Here is a 17054-nt window from a genome sequence, read left to right as displayed (position 1 = left end):
ATATTGCTATGCCTCTGTGTCGCTTCGTTTATTGCAGTGACTTACGAGCGAAAACGAATCTTACATGTCGATATTTTTGCCGATTTTTCACAACTTCAAACCCTTGCCGCACAAGGATATTCGCATTTTGAAGTCCATGCAGAATTACGTACGGCGTATGTAGGACGTGTACCGAAAATGACTAAAATAAAGATAGGCGAGAATTTTAAAAAGGATTTACCGGCCGGAAATTTTACTTATCATACAAATGAATACTGTGCTATAGTTGTAACAGTCCGTGATAATAAAAAGCGCAATCGGATTGTCTACAAATATGAACCGACCGACGACAATTTTTTGCAGGCTCGAAAACTTGCCGCCCTTTTAAAAAATAATCCTTGACAAAGTGTTAGTTTAACATAATACTGAATTCGATTTTCAGGAGGGCGCTGTGAATACAATCGAGTTTTTCGGTACAACGGTAAAGCCGTTTATTACAAAGGGAAAAAAAATGCTCAAACCTTTGGAAACGGGCCGCATTGCCGAACGCATTTTTTGCATACGCGACAAAGACGTAAACCTCTTTTTAATCAAAACAAAAGAAGCTTACATTGCAATCGATACAGGCTATAAAAACAGCGAAAATGTGGAGTGCGGCTTAAAAACACTGAACATCGATCCTCAAAAGGTGAGGGCGGTATTTTTAACCCACCTTGATTTGGATCATGCAGGCGGCGTCGATGAGCGCTGTACCGATGTGTTTCCGAATGCTCATGTGTATTTGAGCGAAGAAGAAGAAAAATATCTTAAATCGATTTATTTTCGCAAAAAGCTTCTTTTTTTTAACTTAAAAACACCGATACAAATCGGCAAGCCCTATACCTGTTTACGCGACGGTGAAGTTACCGAACTTGACGGAATATCGATTGAAACCGTATATACGCCCGGCCATACGCTGGGGCACGTGTGCTATATTTTAAACCGCGACATCCTTTTTACGGGCGACTGCCTTCTTTTAAACGAAGAGGGCGGCTGGTCAATGTACGATTTATGGAATGTTGACACGCCCTTAAATATCGCATCTTTATTTAAATTAAAAGAACTTGTATTCGAGCGGCACTGCAAACTCATTATCACTTCGCATACGGGCTTTACGATGAATGTCGGTGCCGCCTTTTCGCGCATAGATAAGGTTCCGCAGTGGAAGCGTAAAAACTTCGCCTTTATTAAAGATGCACCCGATGACTTGTATTGTTGATATAAAAAATGTATAATCTGTAAACCGATTTTTTGAAACCGATTTTTTGGAGGAAGCTGTGAAAAAGATTGTCGGCTTTATATGTGCTGTCTTTGTGTGCGGAAACCTTTTTGCTTTTTTTGATATTTTCCACTCGATAAGCCGCAAAGACGACGGCACGGAAAATAATATTATACGGTTCACCATGCCGAAGGCGCTTTTTGAGCTTTTGGGGGAAAATCAGGAAATAGTTGACGATATGGGGGAAGAATTCTTTTTTGTGCATGCGGATTCTTTTGAAGAAAAAGGAATATCGGCCACTATAGAAAATATAGACGATGACTTTGATACGGGCTTTGTAATGCAAATAAATATGGATTACAATGATCCTGATGTTAAAGGAGCATTTTTATCCGACTTCGATGAACTCCCTTTTTTATACCGCTATGAGCGCAATAAGATTGTGCTGCCGCTCGATTTTGCTTTTATCGAACCCGATGAAGAACTTGATGACGACACCGAATTTTTATTGGCTATGGCACAATATAAGTTATTGATTGACAAATCGATTGTGTCAAACATCAATACAGTTGTTCTTAAAACTCCCTATGAAAATATTGTGTGCGATTATATTGATTTAGGAAAAACATATCTTGTTCAGCTGCCCATGACCATTATCGGAGCGGTTGCCGTGGAATTAGAAATATCGTTTTTTTGAAAACTTTGCGCCGTATCCTCGTTCCTCAACGGAGTGTGTTTAAAATGAATGTCAAAAAAGCGCTGATCCTGTGTCTTTGTATGTGTGCCGCCGCTTTTCTTTTCGGCGAGAATTTTAATTTGACGATTACCCTCGAAAACGTTACTCCGAAGGGCGGAACGGTTTTTTTAGGCCTTCACGACAGTGCCGAAGCTTTAAAGCAAAAAAAGTTTTTCAAGCTGTTTGAGCTTTCTCCGGATTCGCAAACCCTTACAATAGCCGAATCCGTTCCCGCAGGCGAATACGTATGCGCCGTATTTCAGGATGAAAACGCTAACGGGCAGCTCGACACAAATTTTATCGGCATTCCCAAAGAACCGGCCGGTTTTTCAAACTATGAAGGCGGAGGACCTCCCGGCGGCTTTAAAAAATTAAAGTTCAGTGTGCAGTCCGATACGGAAATAACCGTAAAGCTTTTGCGGATGAAGGGAAAATAACGCTTTCCGTACCGGATTTATAGGCGTTAACTCAGCACTTCAAACCGGTAGGCTTTTTCTTTGTTGTCAAAAACATAATTATATGTTTTACCCGTATCCGCACTTATTTCCTGCTTTGAAGGCCCTAAAACGGTTGTAACTCGTTTATGCAATATACCGGGACGGGTATTCGAAAAAGAAGACTCGATTATATGGTTTCCCGGCGTAACGTAAAACCCCCAACTGACCTTTTCATAGAAAAATTGAGGCTCTTCGCCGTCTACACTGTGCACGGTAATCTGTCCCGAAAAAACGGCCGCCGCTATACTTGTTTTATTGACATATACTTTTACGGCGTTCGGGTTTTGTTCCAGCCATTTTTTTACACGGCCTTTTTTTCCCTTCGTCATTACCGTTATTACTATTCCGTACAGGATAAAAAATACGGGAATAGCGATATACAGTATCGGAACATTATTCATATACATTCTCCTTAATTATTTTTTTCGATTGTATCGAGCTTTGTTGCCGGACTTTTATCTCCGGTAACGCCGAGTTTTTCCAGCATATCTTCAAATTGCGTAATACCGATCAATTCACAATTTATTTTCGTTTCTTTACCGCCGGAATCGACGGCGTACAGGGTACAGGCATTTTCTCCTCTTGAGCTTACGATTTTTGCCCGAAACGACACCTTGTCCAACGGAAACACATCGGTTTTTTTACCTTTTTTTACCGTAAGCGTTTTTTCGTCAAGGGTAACGGTCATTATATTATCAACTATAATTACCTTAAAATAAACGGCGAGAGCCAGGAAAAAAATCAGCCACCCGACGAATACGGCACTTGAAAACCTGCTTACAATGAAGGCGATAATTGCAGCGGCAAAAAATCCGTATATGCAATTCAAAAGAATTCTGTACACCTTTGTTTTATAAATATTCATTTAAATATACCTCCTATTCTATCTATTATACATGTTTCTATTGAGAATACAAGGGAGTGATTGATAGTATTATATCGGGCTGCAGGATTGCCGCTTTATCAATGTATTCAATCCCGCTGTGCTGCTTTCAAGGAAATCTTTAATTTCCATTATGGAATCTTTTTCAAGTATAAAAAGGAGATTATCGATTCTCCACAGTTTTTCAAAAATATTCTTTCCACAGGTATATATCAATGCTTGATAAAAAATATATAAGAGTGAATCTGTTTTTATTTTGTAATTTTCAAAATCCTCTTTATCAAATGTTACGTATTCTTTCTTAAAATACGTATATAATTTATATTCTTTTTTAAATTTTCTTTTTTTATTAAAACTTACGAAAAAAAGTTGTAGAGATAAAATATTCAGGATTTCTTTTTTATATTTTATATAATCGATTCTTGAAAAAATATCCAAGAGCGTACCCAGTCTGAATATCTTTTTTGAGCGGCCGCACATTTCATCAAGCAGCATAAACGATTCTTTAATGTATATATTCTTTTTAAAATTCTTTATGATTCGTTTTTCGATAATTTTTAAGTGTTTTCCCATAAGAAAACAGGTAATAAATTCAAGATAGTGTTCTTTAAAATCAGCGTATTTTAATATTCGATATGATTTAAATCCGTTATACGGCGGTAAATGTTCAAATTCTTCCATGGTACAGCGTTGCTCTCGGGAATATAGACTTTAAATAACGTTCACACTTTTTCGCCACCACGTGTCATTCTTTAAAGTCTCCCATACGCTTTGAATACTTGCTTCGCTCATTTTTTTTAAAGTATTTTCTTCAGATACGGTTTTATGTTTGGCAGCCTTTTCGGTAAGATAATCAAGATAATTTACCGATTCCTGATAGTAATAGTACGGTAAAGCCTTTATGCGTTGCTCCAACAATTCATAGGACATAGCTTCCTCCTATATTAAAGATTATAGCATATAAGTTGTAAAATGTCACATAAATGTAAGGTTTATCTGCTATACCGGGTACCATAAAGAAGGTGCCCCATTGTAATGGTAGACTGTCCGTCATTGTAATGGTAGACCGTCCGTCATTATAATGGTAGACCGTCTACCATTATGCTGTGGGAGCACCTGCATTGTTTTTTGTGAGGTTTTTATGGAAATTATACGGATTGAACATGTGTCCAAGACCTACGGCAAGGGCGATATACCGGTAAAAGCCCTTGATGACGTAAGCCTTTCGGTTGGCAGGGGTGAGTTTGTTGCGATTGTCGGTTCTTCGGGGAGCGGAAAAAGTACCCTCCTACATATTTTGGGAGGGGTAGATTCACCGGATTCGGGGAAAATTTTTATTCAAGGTGAAGAGATTTCGAAATACACGGAAGATGAACTGGCCCTTTTCAGAAGGCGGAAGGTGGGGCTTGTCTATCAGTTTTATAACCTTATCCCGAACCTTTCTATCGAAAAAAATATCGGCCTGCCGCTTGTGCTTGATAAGCAAAAGGTCGACAAGGATAAACTTATCAATCTTGCCGAAAAGCTCGGCATAAAAAATAAGCTAAGCAATTTTCCGCACGAACTTTCAGGCGGACAACAGCAGAGGGCGGCCATTGCGCGGAGCCTCATTTATTCTCCCGCCCTCCTTTTGGCGGACGAGCCTACGGGAAACCTTGACCGCAAAAACACCGACGAGATTATGAGCCTCCTTCAATATGCAAATAAAACATATAATCAAACCGTTTTAATGGTAACTCATGACGATCGGCTCGCCCTTTCCGCGTCAAGGATTGTGGAATTGTCGGACGGTAAAATTGTAAAGGACGAGGCTGTATGAAAAAACTCTGCATAAAAAATTACGATGTGAAAAAAAACGGAGCCGTCCTCCTCGCCGTTACAATGACGGGCATATTTTTTTCGCTCTTTGTGAATATAGCTTATTCTTCATATTCAAGTAAGATTGCTTCTCTTAAAGAACGCTTCCCCTACGATGCCGTTACGCGTAAATCCTATACGCAGGAAGTGCGGAGCCTCATCGCCGCTCACAAAAACGTCAAGGAAACCCGCATCATTCGGGATTTGATTTCGATTCGGCATGAGGGTGTTTTATGCACGCTTGAAGAAGCGGAAGGCAGTATGCTCACCCGAGATGCCTTGATTGAAGGGAAGTTCCCGAAAGACAACACGGAGCTTATAATCTCTACGGAATTTAAAGAAAGGTTCGGTCTTGGAATAGGCGATACACTGAGCGTAACCGCGGGGAAGCGCATTGTGCGGTTAAAGGAAGGGGGAAAGGCAGCCGAAAGCGAAACTTCCGCCGAAACCGGCACCGAAGAAGGTAATGAGCGGATTGTGCCTGCGGGAGAATATCCTGCAAAAGGCGAAATCTTCCGTCCTGAAGGAGAGCGCTCCTTTACCATTACCGGCATTTTTAAAAATAACAGGACTACCGTCGCGGCAAATCCGAATGTGAAGACTTCAGCCGTAGGCGATGCTTTTAAGGACGGAAAGACCGCAAACATAGCCCTTGTTTTTGCAAATAAATGGAAGGGCTATAAAACCGTAAAAGATCTCGCTTCTTTAATAGAGCCTGAAACCGAAGACTTCCGCAATGTCTTTTTTGTAAACGATCTTCTTCTTGCCGTATACGGAGCCTTTGACCGAAAAGAAATTTCTATTGAGCAAATCCTTACGGTAACGCTTTTTCCTCTCTATCTTGCGGTGGGAACGGTTCTCGTCTTTGTGCTGATGCTTAAAAATATTTACGGCATTTGGGCCTTCAATAAAATACGGACGCTTGCAATGTATAAAAGTATCGGCTCCTCTCGTAAACAGCTCAAAAAACTCGTGGTAAAAGAAGCCTTAAAGCAAGCCCTGCCTGCGGTCCTTCTCAGCCTTATTCCCGGCAATATCCTTTCGTTTCTTATTATCGAGTTTATAAAGGGGACTTCTAAAAACGCTCAATATCAAATTGTTTCGAGCTATAATTTCAGTATAACGATGAATCTTATTGCAGGAGTCTTTGTCTTTATCTGCGTTGCGCTTTCGGCGAGCCTTCCCGCTCGTAAGCTTTCCCGCATGGACATTATCGAAGCATTAAAAGGCGGCTTTGAGCTTAAAAAAGATAAACGGAAAAGGCAGGCAAAAAGCCTTGAAAAAGAATTGCGCAAAAACAACTTTACTCTTTTTAAAGCGAGTACCGCCCTTGTTATCTTTTCCCTTAGCCTCATCTTTTTTATTTTGCTTATGGAAACGGGAATCCATGTAGAGCTTAATTATTGGAAAAGCGAAAGCGTTTACAATTTTTATCTTTTTTTGCGCACCCACAGAAAGGGAATCCCCGAACCCTTTCAGCACCTGCAAGACAAGCTTGATAAAAAAGATTATTTAATTTACACGCAAAAATATGCAACAATGAAGCCTGAAGCGTTTTTGTCGAGCGAGTTTAAAAAAAAGGGATTTTATAAAAAGGCGGAGGGTAAACTTTTTAAAAGAGAAAACGGTAAGGCGGTTATCTCGGTGTTTTTTACCGGCCTTTTGCCTGATGATTTTAAAAAGTTAACGGGGCACAGCGATTACCGCGGTATTGTGGTGCTTAACTCTGTCCGCAAAAATTTTGAAGATGAGGTTTCCAAAGCTCAATATATTCCCTATTTTGACGAAAGCGTAAAAAGTCTTCCCATAACTCTGTACGGAATCGGCAGTACAGGCAGTGATATGGCGGAAAAAGAATTCGTTGTCGAAAAATACATTAGGAAACTTCCTCAGGATTTTTTATACGATAGAAACGAAATTGCAAGCGGCTATGATGCGGTAATCTTTATTCCGGCGGAAGAACTGGATCGGCTTTTGCATGAACATTTTACTCCGAAAAACGAATACGATTATACGTTTACCCAATACTTTATGAATCTCCGCACCGAAGAACATAAAAACACTCCGCTTGCCGATGAAAACTATTATAACAATCTTTTAAAAAATTACATACAGGAAAAAGAGCGGTTCAGTGTTGACGGTGAACAATTGCGCTCGGCCAATAAATCGGCATCCGATGTGCTTTCCCTTTTATTGTATTCGGTATGTGCCGTCTGCACTTTGATTACCCTTGCTACCGTGTACGCTGCCGTAAACATGTTTTTTGCCCGCCGCAAGCGCGAAATATTTTTGCTCAAATCGTGCGGCATTCGGGAAGCTGAACTAAAAGCCTTACTTATGCGCGACTATTTTTATTTTATGTTTCGCTCGGTGCTGTATGCCGTACCGCTTTGTACAGGCTTAACGCTTTGGTACGGAACAGTGAGCATTTCGTTTACGTTTAAACGCTTTTTGCTCAATATGAACTATCCTGTGCTCGCAGTTCTTACCGTACTGATTGCCGCTGCCGTCTACCTCTTTTTCCGCCTTGGCGCAAAGCGTTTTCAAGGCATGAATATAGCGGAGGAAGTAAGGGAGTAACTAAAGCGGATAATTATTGCATTATGAATTGAAAACGTGTGATTTTCGTGCTATAATTAAAGGCGTGGGGAGGTTAAAAATGCACAAAAGTTTTGATGATTTAACCATCGCCGATGATTTTATGTTTTGCAAGGTAATGCAGGATGAAGAAGTCTGCAAAACTTTTCTTGAAATGACCCTGACCGGTCAAATCGGAAAAATCATATACTTATCATCGCAAAACGCAATAATCACCGGTTCGGAAGCAAAAGGCATACGTCTTGATATACTGGCCAAAGATGAAAACGGTAAAACTTACGATATAGAAATGCAGGCCGTTAATGAACATAATCTTCCGAAAAGAATGCGTTACTATCAGGCGGCTATCGATATTCTGTTTTTAGACAAGGGGGAGCATTATAGCAGCCTGAACGATACCTACATAATCTTTTTGTGTCTTTTCGATTCGGTTGGAAAAGATAAACCTGTTTACACATTTGAAAATGTCTGCCTTGAAGACAGGCAAACACTCTTACAAGACGGCACAAAAAAGATTATAATAAATGCAAGCGCCTTTAAAAAAGCCGAAGACAAAAATTTAAGCGGCTTTCTGGAATACGTCAAAACCGGCACGGTTACGACAGAGTTTACAGGGAGGATAGAAAAGATGATAGAAAAAGTAAAAAGCACTGAACAGGCAAGAAATGAATACCGCTTTATATCCGGATTTGAAATGGACGCCCGCTATTACGGTAGACAGGAAGGTATAAAAGAAGGCCGAGAAGAAGGCCGAAAAGAAGGTATAAGAGAAGGCCGAAAAGAGGGTATAAAAGCGGGTATAGCTCAAGGCAGAAGCGAGGGCTTTGCCGATGGCTTATATCAAAAAGCTCTTGAAACGGCAAAGCTGATGAGATTTGAAAATCTGGGTAGTGATTTGATTTCAAAGGTTACAGGTCTTTCCATAGAGGAAGTGGAAAATTTGTGATTGAAAAAGTATAAGTTAATTATTCGCAATAATATTCTTCAAATTCCCTTATAAAACGTAAATTTAAATACGGCACCGTTTTCGTTGTAAGCGCAAAGGGTGCCGTTGTTTTTTTCGGCAATGGATTTTGTGATGTTTAAACCTAAGCCGAAACCCTTGGAATCGGGAGTTTTATAAAAGCGGTTAAAGACGGAGCGCAAGGCTTCTTTTTGAATACCGCTCCCGTCATCTTTAAAGATAACTTCCGTGTAAAGGGGTGTTTCGTTAAAAAAGACGTTTACAGTGTTTCCCTTTGAAAGATAGGAAGCTGCATTTTTAAAAATATTCATAAAGGCTTCGGTTATCCAATAATAGTCGGCACTTATAAGGATACCGGAAGATTCGATATGAACGGCAATGCCTTTTTGTTCAAAAAGATGTTCGCAAGCCTCATAAGCTTCAAAACAAGCTTCATAAACGGAAACAGGTTCTTTTTTCATCGGCACGGTTCCGGATTCAAGGCTTGCCGAATGAAGCAGCCTTTCGGTAAGCTCATTTAAGCGGTGCAGCGGAGAATTATCTGCGGACGGGCTTGAGTTTTCCAAGGAAAGGAGCATTGCCGTAATGGGTGTTTTTATTTGATGGGCTATATCTTCAAGATTTTTTTGAAATCTAAGCTTTTCGGCTTGAGCATTTTCCCGTTCAAAAATGAGTTCGGTATACAGCTTGTAAAGCCTATCGTAAAGAATCCCCCCGTTTTTAGGAATCAGTTTTCCCTCTCCTTTTTCAAGGGAATCAAGGTAGGAGGCGATGTTGTCCGTTTCTTTTTTATTCTGCCGCCTGTAAAAAAAACATTCCAAAAGGCAGGCACTCAAAATCAAAACAAAAACGGCACAGAGCATAAGATAAAAAGGGGAATTGTCTTCCCTGTACATGAGTTTTTCAAGGAGTTCCGTTTTTACGCCTTCCGTCCGTATACTATCCGTTTTTATTTTTTGCAGGGCTTCAATCTTTTGTTCATCGGGAAGATACTGTAAAACTGCGGAAAGAGAAGCCGTATATTTTTCCTGAAAGTTTTTGTAAGCAAAAAAACCGAGAGCCGTCAAAATGCAAAAATAAACGGCAAAGAGTATTTTTAAGCCTCGCATGTTAACCCTTCCACCTGTAGCCTATTCCTCTTACGGTTTCTATCTTTGAGCTGCCTATCTTGTTTTTAAGGCGGCTCATCGTAACGGTCAGCGTGTTATCTTCGACAAATGCCTCGTCCTTATCCCAAATATGTTCCAAGATAAGGCTGCGCGTTAAAACCGTGCTCGAGTTATTTAAAAAAAGGCTCATTATTTGATATTCTTTTTTTGTCAATATAATTTCCTTTTTATCGATGAGAATTATAGGCTCTCCGTTTTTTATATTCAAATAAATATCCTGATTATTGTTCCGGCGTAAAATTGCGTTTATCCGCGCTTTAAGCACATTGAGGCTGAAAGGCTTTGTTACATAATCGCAAGCACCTTCTTCCAAGGCCCTGACAATCGTTTGCTCATCATCTTGAACCGAAATAACTATGCAAGCCGATTCTATTTTCGGGATAAGCGGTAAAGAAGATTCTCTGCCAAGGTTTAAATCGAGGAGTATAATATCGGAATCAAGATAGGGCAAAGCCTCTTTTATCGAGGCGGCTTCCGCAATATCGAAATCCGCCTTAAAAAAGGTTTTTATCTCTTTTCGTATCGCATCATCGTCTTCAATTATAAGGAGGGTCATAAGAATTACATCGGAATCTTTATCCAAATTATTTCTCACCATAATGAGTTTTGCACTGAATTATTTGTATTTGATTACCGAGTATTCTATAAACCAGTCTGTTTTTTTGATCAATTCGGCGGCTCCAAAATCCGGATAAATTTCCTTTTAATGCTTCAGGATGCCCTAAACCCGCATTGCCGTTTCTCTCAATATCTTTAATTAACTGATTAATTCTTTTTAATACTTTTTTGTCTTCTATTTGCCAATAAATATAATCTTCCCAAGCATCTTCATCCCATGCTTTAATCATTTATTTCCTCTATCGTGTCATGCACAATATATTTTCCCTGATTCATCCGTTCAGCTGCCGCTTTTAGTCTTTCCTGATTATATTTATTATAAAAACCTTTTTCGTCACTCATAATTTTAAACGGAATACCGCCGATTCTTAACGATTGACGAATAAAAATATTAAATGCTGTTGTCATATTCATTCCCAAACTATCAAAAAGCTGTTCGGCCTCTTTTTTTATGTCAGCATCCATTCTTATATTAACATTTATTTGAGCCATAGAAAATCTCCATTGTCTTAAAATATATTTATATTATACATACGATTATTTACAATGTCAATATAATTGTTTACAAATATGATAAATTTACTCTTTCCTTACCAGCTCTCCGCGCTCTTCAAGTTCCGTTAAAATGCGCTCGTAGGTTTTCTCATCGATTTTATAACGGAGGCGGTAGAGGATGTAGCTGCCGACAATGCAAAAAAGAGGAAAGACGAGCATGGCGCTTTTCATCATCAAAAGGCCTTCTTTTGTAACCTCGGCGGCGGATGAAGCTTCTTTGATTCCCGAAAGGATGACGACTGCACTTACGATGCCGTTTCCGATAGCTCCCGAAAGCTTATTGATAAAGGGCTGAATCGAAAACGAAATACTGTCATTCCGCTTGCCAAGTTTCCAATGGCCGTAGTCAACACAGTCGGCAAGGAACATGAGCATCATAAGCTGAATAAAGGCTTGACCCACAAAGAGCAAAACGCCCGAAATGCCTATAAAAAGCATGGTATTTACAGGTGCAAAAAAGAAGATGAGGTAGCCCGCCAAAACCATTATTATGGAAGCCGTATATATGTTCTGCCTTACAAAAAATTTACTTAAAACCGGAAAAATAATGAGGGCTGAAATTTGGGAAAGGCCGAGAATAACCGCAAATACGGAATGCATACCCTCATCGCCGTAAGCGTACTTAAAAAAGTAGAGGCCGAAACTTGTTGTAGTCATGTAGCCTATCATAAAGAGGGTCATGGCTATTGCCGTCAAAAGGAGCTGGTCGTTTTTTGCGATAACGCTTAAAAGTTCTTTGAGGGAGGTATGCTTTTGAGGCTTTGTTATTTCGGGTTCTTTTACTCCGATTAAGGTTATAATTTGACCGAACCACATAATCACGGTAACCATAATTGCAAAGAAAAAATATCCTTTGGCAAGGCTGCCCGTTTTATGGCCTAAAGCGGTTGTAATAGGCAATATACCTGCAACGACAAAGAAAAGGCCGACATTTGCGCAAATACGGGCAATAGCGCCTATTTTTTCCCGTTCTTTTTGATCGACGCTTAAAGAGGGAAGCATTGACCAATAGCTTATATCGTTTGTGGTAAAGGCAATTCCCCATAAAAGATAGATAATACCGAAGAAGACAGCATAGACCCCGCCCTTAATCCCGAAATCGGTAAAAAGAAGGATTGTTAAAATCCCCGAGGTCAGGGCACCGAAGGCTATCCAAGGCTTAAACTTTCCGTACTTGGTCTTGGTATTATCGACTATCAAGCCCATAATCGGATCGTTACATGCGTCGAAAATGCGGGCTGCAAGGACTATACCCGTAATGCTCCACAATACGTTTGTCGGAACATAAATAACGTCGGTCATGTAAAAAATCAAATACATGCTGACCAGGGAATACACCATATCGCGGCCTATCGTTCCCAAGCCGAAGGTCCATCTGTTTTGTTTCATTTTATCCCGCTTCCTTTGTTATAAATAAATAGGAGCCGAAATCTCCTAAAAGCTGTGTCTTTGTATTATAATACGAACCCGTAAACTGGTTGTTTAAAAAAATGCCCTGCTCCAAAAGTTTGCCCGAAGCCTTATAGGTTTCAACGCAGTCATTCAAAGTATAAAAGCGGTTTGCCGTCCGCAAAATAAAACCGTCCGGATCGAGGCTTATCGGCAGTATATGCTTTACAAGGCCGCCGAAACGTTTAAGAAAAAGCCGCTGCGGTTTTGTTTTGATTGTGTAGACGGTATCGCTTTTAAGGCCTCTGACTTTTAAAACCGTATGAGTGTCGGCGGTCTTTGCAGTCCCCTGAAAAAATCCGGTAAGCGCGATATTATCCCGTGTGCATTGCCAAAAAAACTGATTGTCTTTAAAACCGTTCGTATGCGAAAAATCACCGAATTGAAACACTTTTCGGTATTTTTTATAAAAAGCGATTTGTTCTTGTATTTCTTTTTGTTCCGCATACGTTAAAAACTGCAAATCAAGTTCATAGCCGAGAACACCGAAACAGGCCGTATTAAAGCGTGTGCTTAAAGAAGTTTCGCGCAGCGTTTGCTGGTGAGGCGCCGCCGACACGTGGGCACCCATTGTCGAAAGGGGATACAAAATGCTTAAAGATGATTGAATCCGCTGGCGTTCGACAGGGTCGGTGTTATCCGATGTCCATATTTGCGGCGAAAAACAAAGCATACCCAAATCAAAGCGGTTGCCTCCGGACGAGCAGCTTTCAAGCAGGATGTGCGGCCGCTCATCGAAAATCCGGTGAAGGATTTCATACAAGCCCGAAACATAACGGTGAAAAAACTCACCCTGATTTTCGAGAGACGGCGAAAAGGCTGCGCCCAGATAACGATTCATATCCCATTTTACATAGGAGATATCCGCTTCATCCAAAATACGGCATACGTTTTTTACGATATAGTTTTGTACTTCCGGAAGGCAGAGGTTTAAAACAAGCTGATGGCGGCCGCGTACCGGCTGCCTTGACGGTTCTTTTACCGCCCATTCAGGATGAGTGCGGAATAAATCGCTGTCTTCGTTTACCATTTCCGGTTCAAACCAAAGCCCGAAGTCAAGGCCGATTTTGCGTACGCTGTCGGCAAGGCGTTTTATACCGCCGGGAAGTTTTTTAGTGTTTACGCTGTAATCGCCCAAGCCTGCCGTATCGCTGTTGCGTTCTCCGAACCATCCGTCATCGAGTACAAAAAGTTCGATGCCGATTTTTTTTGCCTTTTGTGCCGCCTTTAAAAGCGAGCGGCGGTTAAACTTAAAAAAGTTTCCTTCCCAATTATTGAATAAAACCGGGCGTTCTTTTTCCTTCCATTCGCCGCGCACAATGCAGTTGTTTACAAAACGGTGCATATTTTTTCGCATACCGTTAAACCCTGCCGCCGAAAACGAAAGAACCGCTTCCGGTGTTTCAAAACGTTCTGCCTGTTTTAAATCCCACGAAAAACAGTGGGGGCTTATACCGATACCGATGCGTATTAAATCCGTATGGCTTTTTTGAATAAATCCGAAATGATTACCGCTGTACACAAGATTAAAGGCGTACACTTCGCCCGAATCTTCATCGGCGTTCCGCGAAGTCATTAAAAAACCGGGGTTGTGCCGATTGGAACTTGTTCCGGTCGTCGATTCGTTTACCCACATTCCGTACGCAATTTCTTTTGAATGAATATGAGCTTCCTTTGCCCAGCTTCCGTCAAAGGTATGCATGGTAAATCCTCTGTCGGGAAGGTCAATCATCATACTCATTATGCGCCGTATTTCCAAGGGTTTTTCGCTTCGGTTAATTAAAAGCGCCCGCCGCGTAATCACATCGCAGGACGGAAAAACCGTGTAAAAGAGTATCAATTCGACATCTGTCGCATCTTTTAAATTGATGACGAGGGTTTCGGCGTCTTTGTTTCCGTCAACGGCCGAGGGGAGGGAAGAGGGCGGCATGCAGCCTTTTTCCGTTTTATGAGATGTGTATATAAAGTCGTGGGTAAAGCTTGTATCGGGCATACGGATTTCCGCAGGGCAATACCGGTAATCTCCGCGTCCGTTTCCCGACCACTGTAAGGGAATGTTATCGAGTACGTAGAGGGGATTTTTTTCGTCGTAACAAACCGAAGAGCCTCTTTGCGCCGTACGTTTTAAAGCAAGGGTTTCAACATCCTCATCTGCGAGCTTTGTGCCGTAATAAAGAGTTTCCAAATGTCCGTACTCGGTAACACGGAAGCGGTAACTTGAATTATCCGTTTCCAAATTAAATACCTTGTTTTCACAGTGAATCATACCCGAAAAGTATAACGATTTTTGCCGGAAATATAAAGGGGCGGGGGAGACTGTCCTGCTTTTACTCCTGCCGCTTTTTAAAGCGGACTTTTCCGAACTTGACCGCAAAAGTTTCTTATGCTACTGTGAAAGGGGTTTTGAGAGTACATAATGAAGTTAAGATATAAAAGAATATTAATCTATGTCGCGATACAAACAGTTTTATGGATAGTAATGCTTATATAACAAAAAAAACGCAAAAAGGTTTGAATGATTTTTTGTATATGTGTAAAAACATCGATGAAGATGAGAAAATCAAAATAGAAAAGAAACGTGCCGATGTTGATTAAAATGCTTAAACGTCGGCTCCCGAAGCGGACTATGAAATAAGGAGGCCGGATAAGTGAAAAAAATAGTGTTGGCGGCAGTAACTTCGGCTTTGAGCATTGTAATGGTATATGCTTCCGCTGAAGATGTTGACAAAATAAAAGAAGAAATGGAGTGTATCGGTCTTAATTACATTCCGGTTGGAAAAAAAATAACAGTAGAAGTTTTATTGCGGAACAATTCCGACCGAGTGCTTGGTATACCTTATCGATCCTTTGAACGATACGAAGAATATGACGGAAAAACGCTTATCATAAAGACGTTTACGGAAAAAGAACTTAAAGGAGATTTTTCTTTGAGAGCACATGACGACGGAATCTTATATGATGATTTAAAAGCTGTAAATTCGTATACTCGCCGTAATAATTTAACGGAATGTGGAAAGTAAATAACAGACAATAATTCGGACACACAAAATGAATAACATACGATATCTTTTAACAGGACTTTCTTTTTTTACAGCAGGATTTTTGTTTTTAACTATTGTCGTAAAAAAAATAAAACATAGTTTTGCGCTGTCCGAGCGGGATAAAGTTTTTAGAAAAAGAGCTTTTATAATGCTGTCTATAATTCTTTTTGTGTCGGGAACAGCTTGTGTCGGTCTATCTTTTATACCGGATTATACTTACAAATGGAGCGGTATAGAGGAAGGCAGCTATCTTTTATCTTCACATCGGTATGCTCTCACTGTAGCGGATATAGATAAACAAACATTTATAAATTATAAGGATTATTTTTCTTACCATAAAAAAGAATTCGAAGAAAAAGAATATACCGTTTTTGAAAAAGAACTTTTGTATAGCGAGCGCAAACGAATACAAAAATATCTGGAAAGTTATAATCAAGCTGTTTCAAAAAATGATACTTTTTTAACTGTCGTACATGTGTCGGGATCTAAAGGCAAAGTGATACAAAAACTATTTTTAGCTCATTTAAAATCGGAGAATAACGCTTTGTCTATCGATTATGTCGATACGTATTTAGAAGCTATCCGCTGATTTATAGTATCGATATCGGCGTAAATGTGGGAATATGAAGCCTTGGCGGATGTTGTACCGGGGGATGTCAATGATAAAAAAGTTGTTTTTATTATTTTTTGCCGTTATCTGTCTATGTAGCTGCATGAATTGTTTATGCGTTCCCCGCTGTACATATGATACGTATGTCGGACAAAATATTGATGAGCTGATTAAAAAAATCGGTGCTCCGTATTTAGATGAATACAAAACCATTCCCAAAGATATCTCGGGATATGAAATGGAACCCGATTTTAACGCATATTTTACCAAAGAAGAGTTGGATGGCGGAGTTACCGTTAGACATATCGTTTGGAAATTTACTTATTCGACTCTTCAAGTTTGGTCAAAAAATGAAAATGATATAGGGGTTGTTTTCTATTCTATTGAGTATGGAAAATGTGTTACATTTTAGAGCAAAGATAGATAAAGAAACAGCCGCTGTCAGTTGCTTACGGGATATACCCGCATCATTATTTTTTATCACAGTCTACTGAATTTACAAAAAAGACTTCACAGTTTCCCATAATATCGTTTATAATTTCCGTATCATATATTTTTTACTTAGGCAATATGCCCAAAGGATTATCGGTTTTAAGTATTCTTTTCTTTTTGATTTTTTTACACGGTTTTTTAAGAGGCCGGGAGAGTAAAAGAACGGAATACAAGATATGAAAGGTAGTTTATCTCCCGCTCGGTTTGGGATGATGTACAGTGTTCTTTGTTTAGTTGTTATTCATAAGGAGCGGACAATGAAAAAAATACCCGTAATGTTTTTAACATTGATAACATTTTTATGGGGGATTATTAAAATTTCGAAAGTACATTTCGGCCTGTTTTTAT

The 17054-nt window shown here is 39.9% G+C and carries 21 protein-coding genes; 11 read left to right on the top strand and 10 right to left on the bottom strand.

Features of this window, described 5'->3' with window-relative positions; genetic code table 11:
* The first annotated feature begins 3 nt into the window (after window positions 1-3).
* From H0R92_RS02190 to H0R92_RS02175, 4 genes are read left to right on the top strand one after another with little or no spacing between them, the layout of a single operon-like run.
* Window positions 4-381: a hypothetical protein gene (locus H0R92_RS02190; protein ID WP_432960715.1), complete on the top strand. Its 378-nt coding sequence runs from the start codon at window positions 4-6 to the stop codon at window positions 379-381.
* Window positions 382-430: 49 nt separating this feature from the next.
* Window positions 431-1237 carry an MBL fold metallo-hydrolase gene (locus tag H0R92_RS02185; protein ID WP_432960713.1) on the top strand — a complete coding sequence of 269 codons (807 nt, stop codon included), beginning with the start codon at window positions 431-433 and terminating at the stop codon, window positions 1235-1237.
* Between the two features lie 58 nt (window positions 1238-1295).
* Window positions 1296-1934 carry a hypothetical protein gene (locus H0R92_RS02180; protein WP_432960711.1) on the top strand — a complete coding sequence of 213 codons (639 nt, stop codon included), beginning with the start codon at window positions 1296-1298 and terminating at the stop codon, window positions 1932-1934.
* A gap of 44 nt (window positions 1935-1978) precedes the next feature.
* Window positions 1979-2410: a DUF2141 domain-containing protein gene (locus tag H0R92_RS02175; RefSeq protein ID WP_432960709.1), complete on the top strand. Its 432-nt coding sequence runs from the start codon at window positions 1979-1981 to the stop codon at window positions 2408-2410.
* 26 nt (window positions 2411-2436) lie between these two features.
* Here the strand turns inward: H0R92_RS02175 and H0R92_RS02170 are convergent, their stop codons facing one another.
* The 4 genes from H0R92_RS02170 to H0R92_RS02155 form a co-directional block, all read right to left on the bottom strand.
* A complete protein-coding gene (locus H0R92_RS02170; protein ID WP_432960707.1) occupies window positions 2437-2871 on the bottom strand; it encodes a hypothetical protein in 435 nt (144 codons plus the stop codon).
* 11 nt (window positions 2872-2882) lie between these two features.
* A complete protein-coding gene (locus H0R92_RS02165; RefSeq protein ID WP_432960705.1) occupies window positions 2883-3335 on the bottom strand; it encodes a hypothetical protein in 453 nt (150 codons plus the stop codon).
* A gap of 69 nt (window positions 3336-3404) precedes the next feature.
* Complete coding sequence (locus H0R92_RS02160; protein ID WP_432960703.1) at window positions 3405-3848, bottom strand: hypothetical protein; 444 nt, start codon at window positions 3846-3848, stop codon at window positions 3405-3407.
* Window positions 3849-4064: 216 nt separating this feature from the next.
* Complete coding sequence (locus H0R92_RS02155) at window positions 4065-4283, bottom strand: hypothetical protein (protein WP_432960701.1); 219 nt, start codon at window positions 4281-4283, stop codon at window positions 4065-4067.
* 211 nt (window positions 4284-4494) lie between these two features.
* Between H0R92_RS02155 and H0R92_RS02150 the strand changes: the two genes are divergently transcribed.
* From H0R92_RS02150 to H0R92_RS02140, 3 genes are all read left to right on the top strand, one after another.
* Window positions 4495-5172, top strand: a complete 678-nt coding sequence (locus tag H0R92_RS02150; RefSeq protein ID WP_432960700.1) for an ABC transporter ATP-binding protein — start codon at window positions 4495-4497, stop codon at window positions 5170-5172.
* Window positions 5169-7790 (top strand): FtsX-like permease family protein, encoded by a 2622-nt coding sequence (locus tag H0R92_RS02145; protein ID WP_432960698.1) that lies wholly within the window; start codon window positions 5169-5171, stop codon window positions 7788-7790. The genes H0R92_RS02150 and H0R92_RS02145 overlap by 4 nt, the downstream gene beginning before the upstream one ends.
* A gap of 79 nt (window positions 7791-7869) precedes the next feature.
* On the top strand, window positions 7870-8754 hold the full coding sequence (locus H0R92_RS02140; RefSeq protein ID WP_432960696.1) for an Rpn family recombination-promoting nuclease/putative transposase: 885 nt from the start codon (window positions 7870-7872) through the stop codon (window positions 8752-8754).
* A gap of 38 nt (window positions 8755-8792) precedes the next feature.
* Here H0R92_RS02140 and H0R92_RS02135 read toward each other — a convergent pair whose 3' ends face one another.
* From H0R92_RS02135 to H0R92_RS02110, 6 genes are all read right to left on the bottom strand, one after another.
* The gene (locus H0R92_RS02135; RefSeq protein ID WP_432960694.1) at window positions 8793-9881 is read right to left on the bottom strand and encodes a sensor histidine kinase; all 1089 of its coding nucleotides are present in this window, start codon (window positions 9879-9881) and stop codon (window positions 8793-8795) included.
* A gap of 1 nt (window position 9882) precedes the next feature.
* Window positions 9883-10539, bottom strand: coding sequence for a response regulator transcription factor (locus H0R92_RS02130; RefSeq protein WP_432960692.1), 657 nt, complete (start codon window positions 10537-10539; stop codon window positions 9883-9885).
* Window positions 10526-10789 carry a Txe/YoeB family addiction module toxin gene (locus H0R92_RS02125; RefSeq protein WP_432960690.1) on the bottom strand — a complete coding sequence of 88 codons (264 nt, stop codon included), beginning with the start codon at window positions 10787-10789 and terminating at the stop codon, window positions 10526-10528. The genes H0R92_RS02130 and H0R92_RS02125 overlap by 14 nt, the downstream gene beginning before the upstream one ends.
* Complete coding sequence (locus H0R92_RS02120; protein ID WP_432960689.1) at window positions 10782-11051, bottom strand: type II toxin-antitoxin system RelB/DinJ family antitoxin; 270 nt, start codon at window positions 11049-11051, stop codon at window positions 10782-10784. The genes H0R92_RS02125 and H0R92_RS02120 overlap by 8 nt, the downstream gene beginning before the upstream one ends.
* 87 nt (window positions 11052-11138) lie before the next feature.
* Window positions 11139-12503: a glycoside-pentoside-hexuronide (GPH):cation symporter gene (locus tag H0R92_RS02115; protein WP_432960687.1), complete on the bottom strand. Its 1365-nt coding sequence runs from the start codon at window positions 12501-12503 to the stop codon at window positions 11139-11141.
* Window position 12504: 1 nt separating this feature from the next.
* Window positions 12505-14829 carry an alpha-galactosidase gene (locus H0R92_RS02110; RefSeq protein WP_432960686.1) on the bottom strand — a complete coding sequence of 775 codons (2325 nt, stop codon included), beginning with the start codon at window positions 14827-14829 and terminating at the stop codon, window positions 12505-12507.
* A 203-nt stretch (window positions 14830-15032) separates the two neighbouring features.
* Here H0R92_RS02110 and H0R92_RS02105 point away from each other — a divergent pair, with 203 nt between their 5' ends.
* The 4 genes from H0R92_RS02105 (at window position 15033) to H0R92_RS02090 (ending at window position 16626) form a co-directional block, all read left to right on the top strand.
* On the top strand, window positions 15033-15158 hold the full coding sequence (locus tag H0R92_RS02105) for a hypothetical protein (protein ID WP_432960685.1): 126 nt from the start codon (window positions 15033-15035) through the stop codon (window positions 15156-15158).
* A gap of 53 nt (window positions 15159-15211) precedes the next feature.
* A complete protein-coding gene (locus tag H0R92_RS02100) occupies window positions 15212-15583 on the top strand; it encodes a hypothetical protein (protein WP_432960683.1) in 372 nt (123 codons plus the stop codon).
* Between the two features lie 28 nt (window positions 15584-15611).
* Complete coding sequence (locus H0R92_RS02095) at window positions 15612-16193, top strand: hypothetical protein (protein ID WP_432960681.1); 582 nt, start codon at window positions 15612-15614, stop codon at window positions 16191-16193.
* A gap of 70 nt (window positions 16194-16263) precedes the next feature.
* Window positions 16264-16626, top strand: a complete 363-nt coding sequence (locus H0R92_RS02090; protein WP_432960679.1) for a hypothetical protein — start codon at window positions 16264-16266, stop codon at window positions 16624-16626.
* Window positions 16627-17054: the final 428 nt, after the last annotated feature.

The sequence above is a fragment of the Treponema sp. OMZ 840 genome (assembly GCF_050937815.1).
GTDB lineage: Bacteria > Spirochaetota > Spirochaetia > Treponematales > Treponemataceae > Treponema_C.
Note: the sequence above shows the minus strand (reverse complement) of the source record. Positions and strands in the feature narration are given on the sequence as shown.

Coding starts and splice junctions, on each gene's coding strand:
- H0R92_RS02175 (WP_432960709.1), top strand. CDS start 1,979: ATGAATGTCAAAAAAGCGCTGATCCTGTGTCTTTGTATGTGTGCCGCC.
- H0R92_RS02170 (WP_432960707.1), bottom strand. CDS start 2,871: ATGAATAATGTTCCGATACTGTATATCGCTATTCCCGTATTTTTTATC.
- H0R92_RS02165 (WP_432960705.1), bottom strand. CDS start 3,335: ATGAATATTTATAAAACAAAGGTGTACAGAATTCTTTTGAATTGCATA.
- H0R92_RS02160 (WP_432960703.1), bottom strand. CDS start 3,848: ATGCTGCTTGATGAAATGTGCGGCCGCTCAAAAAAGATATTCAGACTG.
- H0R92_RS02155 (WP_432960701.1), bottom strand. CDS start 4,283: ATGTCCTATGAATTGTTGGAGCAACGCATAAAGGCTTTACCGTACTAT.
- H0R92_RS02150 (WP_432960700.1), top strand. CDS start 4,495: ATGGAAATTATACGGATTGAACATGTGTCCAAGACCTACGGCAAGGGC.
- H0R92_RS02145 (WP_432960698.1), top strand. CDS start 5,169: ATGAAAAAACTCTGCATAAAAAATTACGATGTGAAAAAAAACGGAGCC.
- H0R92_RS02140 (WP_432960696.1), top strand. CDS start 7,870: ATGCACAAAAGTTTTGATGATTTAACCATCGCCGATGATTTTATGTTT.
- H0R92_RS02135 (WP_432960694.1), bottom strand. CDS start 9,881: ATGCGAGGCTTAAAAATACTCTTTGCCGTTTATTTTTGCATTTTGACG.
- H0R92_RS02130 (WP_432960692.1), bottom strand. CDS start 10,539: ATGGTGAGAAATAATTTGGATAAAGATTCCGATGTAATTCTTATGACC.
- H0R92_RS02125 (WP_432960690.1), bottom strand. CDS start 10,789: ATGATTAAAGCATGGGATGAAGATGCTTGGGAAGATTATATTTATTGG.
- H0R92_RS02120 (WP_432960689.1), bottom strand. CDS start 11,051: ATGGCTCAAATAAATGTTAATATAAGAATGGATGCTGACATAAAAAAA.
- H0R92_RS02115 (WP_432960687.1), bottom strand. CDS start 12,503: ATGAAACAAAACAGATGGACCTTCGGCTTGGGAACGATAGGCCGCGAT.
- H0R92_RS02110 (WP_432960686.1), bottom strand. CDS start 14,829: ATGATTCACTGTGAAAACAAGGTATTTAATTTGGAAACGGATAATTCA.
- H0R92_RS02105 (WP_432960685.1), top strand. CDS start 15,033: ATGGATAGTAATGCTTATATAACAAAAAAAACGCAAAAAGGTTTGAAT.
- H0R92_RS02095 (WP_432960681.1), top strand. CDS start 15,612: ATGAATAACATACGATATCTTTTAACAGGACTTTCTTTTTTTACAGCA.
- H0R92_RS02090 (WP_432960679.1), top strand. CDS start 16,264: ATGATAAAAAAGTTGTTTTTATTATTTTTTGCCGTTATCTGTCTATGT.